The organism is bacterium (assembly GCA_021372775.1).
GTDB lineage: Bacteria > Acidobacteriota > Polarisedimenticolia > J045 > J045 > JAJFTU01.
On record JAJFTU010000232.1, the window covers coordinates 1 to 2,775 of the forward strand.

At 71.8% G+C, this 2,775-nt stretch carries 3 protein-coding genes; 2 read left to right on the forward strand and 1 reads right to left on the reverse strand.

Features of this window, described 5'->3' with window-relative positions; translation table 11 throughout:
- Nucleotides 1–221 precede the first annotated feature (221 nt).
- A complete protein-coding gene (locus LLG88_08390) occupies nucleotides 222–1,364 on the reverse strand; it encodes a hypothetical protein (GenBank protein MCE5246921.1) in 1,143 nt (380 codons plus the stop codon).
- Between the two features lie 244 nt (nucleotides 1,365–1,608).
- Between LLG88_08390 and LLG88_08395 the strand changes: the two genes are divergently transcribed.
- On the forward strand, nucleotides 1,609–2,226 hold the full coding sequence (locus tag LLG88_08395; GenBank protein MCE5246922.1) for a TetR/AcrR family transcriptional regulator: 618 nt from the start codon (nucleotides 1,609–1,611) through the stop codon (nucleotides 2,224–2,226).
- Between the two features lie 29 nt (nucleotides 2,227–2,255).
- Nucleotides 2,256–2,775: efflux RND transporter periplasmic adaptor subunit (locus tag LLG88_08400; protein MCE5246923.1), on the forward strand; the 520-nt coding region annotated here is incomplete at its 3' end.

The following is a 2,775-nucleotide window of genomic DNA, read 5'->3' on the forward strand; positions in this document are numbered from 1 at the left end:
GGACGACCGGAGACGCCGCAAGACCCGCGCGCATTGCACATCGAGCCCCGCGCGCATTGCGCGTTGAGCCCCGCACGCTCTCGTCCCAAGCCCCGCGCGCATTGCGCGTTGAGCCCCGCACGCTCTCGTCCCAAGCCCCGCGCGCATTGCGTCTCGGAGCCCGCAGGCGTTGCGTCTCAACACCCGCGGGCACTGCGCATGGAAACCGGGACAGCCGCAGGTCAGCGCCGCGACGAGACGACCGCCTCGAGCGCCGCGGCCCAGCGGAAACGCAGCGTTTCGATGTTGCGCTCCCTCAACACGAACTCCCGCTGCCGCGACGCCTCCGCCTCCCGCTCCTCGCGCCGCCGCAGCCAATACTCCAGGGCGTCGGCCCAGACCGCCGGCTCGTTCGGCAACGCCGTCGAGACCTCCCCCGCGTAGGGCGGCACGTCGCTGGCGAGCGTCAGCGAGCCGGTCACCGCGTACTCGCTGAACTTGTTGGCCGACTTGCAGCGATTGAACGGCGTGTCCTCGAGCGGGCAGAGCCCGATGTCGAGATCGAGCGCCGGAAGGCGCCGGAACAGCTCCGCGAACGGGCAGAACGGCACATGCACCGCGCCGAGATCTTCGAGACGACGGGCGAGCTCGATCACGCGCTCGCTCGCCTCGCGGAACGGGGCCGACGCGCCGGGAAGCTGCGCCTCGATCTCCTTGGCCATCTCGCGCAGCGGCGAGTTGCTGAACCCCTGCACGAAGAGCCGCACCGGCTGGCGGCGGCGCAACACCTCGAGCGCCGGCAGCGCCAAAAGGAGGTCCGGCGCGTGACCGCCGCCCCCTCCCGACCAGCCGACGCGCCACTCGCCGGAACGACGCGGGCGGTCGCGCCAGAGGCTCGGATCGATTGCGTTTTGCAGGACGTGCACCGGCCGCCCGGTGGTCTCGATCGCGTCGGCGAGACGCTGCGTCGTGACGAAGAACGCGTCGGCCGCGGCGATCACGGCCCGCACGCTCGGGAAGCTCAGCTTGACCAAGTCGTAGGTCGGGTTGCGCGGATCGGTGTCGAGGATCGCGTCGTCGGGCGAGTAGACGACCGCCGCGCCGCGCGCCTTGGCGTCGGCGCAGAAGCGCTCGACGAGGCCGACGGCGTCGCCGGTGTTCATGAAGTCGTACGGGACGACGTTCTGCGGAAAGATCACCACGTCCACGCCGTCGAGCAGCGCGGGATCGAGGCGCAGGCCGTCCGGCCGGCGGATCGCGTCGATCGACGCGCCGAGCGTGCGCATCTCCCAGCCCAAGTCGCGCAGGTGGTCGAACGGCTGGAAGAAGCGGACGTAGGTGACCGGCGTCGGGGCCGGCTCGATGAAGGCCAGAGCGCGCTTCATGGCTCCTCGCGCGCCGCGCGGCGCGCAACGGTGATCTAGGTTCCCGCGGCCCGCGGCGCAACTGGCGTCGCGCGCGCAGAGCCGGGTTGACGACTCGCCGGCGCGGCGCGCCGCTGCTCCGCGAGGCCCGGACGGGCCGGACGCGAGCGGTCGGCCGCGACCGATGGACGGTTTGCCGCCCCGTGGGCGGGCCGCTATCTTACCGACCGGTAGGTAACATCCACCTGAAGGACGGTGCCGGAACATGTCGGAACGGAATGGGACAAGCGAGGAAGGGTCGGTCAAGAGCCGACTCGCCAAGGCGGCGGTGAAGCTGTTCGTCAGCCGCGGCTACGCGGCGACGTCCGTCAGGGAGATCGTCGAGGAGGCCGGCGTGACCAAGCCGGTCCTCTACTACCACTTCCAGAGCAAGGAAGGGATCTACCTCCACGTGATGGAGGCGGCCTTCCGCCAGATGGCGGGGATCGTCGAAACCGACGTGGCGCGCGGCGAATCGCCCCGCGCCCGGCTCCGCCGGCTGGCCGACGACCTCTTCGCGCTCTTCGAGACGCACGTGGACGAGGCGCGGCTCTGGTACGCGATCTACTACGGCCCGCCGCAGGGCGCGCCGTTCTTCGACTTCGACAGCAACCACAAGAAGGTCGTGGACGGGGTCCGCCGGCTGCTCGAGGAAGGGATCGCCGCGGGGGAGTTCGCCCCGGGGAACCTCGACGACCTGACGTGGATCTACATCGGCGTCTTCAACATGGCGCTGGAGCTGCGGCTCATCGGCGAGCACCCCGAACTGGGGGACGCCGACTACAAGCGGATGCTCGAGCTCGTGATGGACGGTTTCGCGCGCGGCGTCGGGTCTCGGCAGTGACGCCGCGCGGTTCGGGAAAGGGACACCCCATGAAGCATCGTTGTCTCTACGTCGCCGCGGCCGCCCTGCTCGCCGCCGGCGTTCTCTCCGGATGCCGCAACGGCGGCGCCGCGCCGGTCGGCAAGCCGGCGGTCGCGGTCGAGGCCTACACCCTCGTCCCCGCGGAGCGGGTGGACGCGATCGACGTGACCGGCACGCTGACGGCGAAGTTCGAGGCCGCCGTGCGCGCCGAGTACTCCGCCGTCGTGCGCGACGTCTACGTCAGCGAGTGGGTCAGGGTGCGCAAGGGGCAGGCCCTCGCCCGCCTCGACCTGCGCGAGCCGGAAACCCAGGCGCTGCGGGCCAAGGCCGGCGCGGCGTCGGCGAAGGCCGCGCTGCTCGAGGCCGAGGCGCGGGCGCGCCAGGCCGAGCGCGAAGGCGACCGGATGGAGCAGCTCAAGGCGAACGGCCTCGCCACGCAGCAGGCGCTCGACGACGCCAAGACGGCGCGCGAGGCGGCGGCGGCGGCGCTCGAGGCGGCGCGGGGGCAGCTCCGCGCGGCCGAGGAGG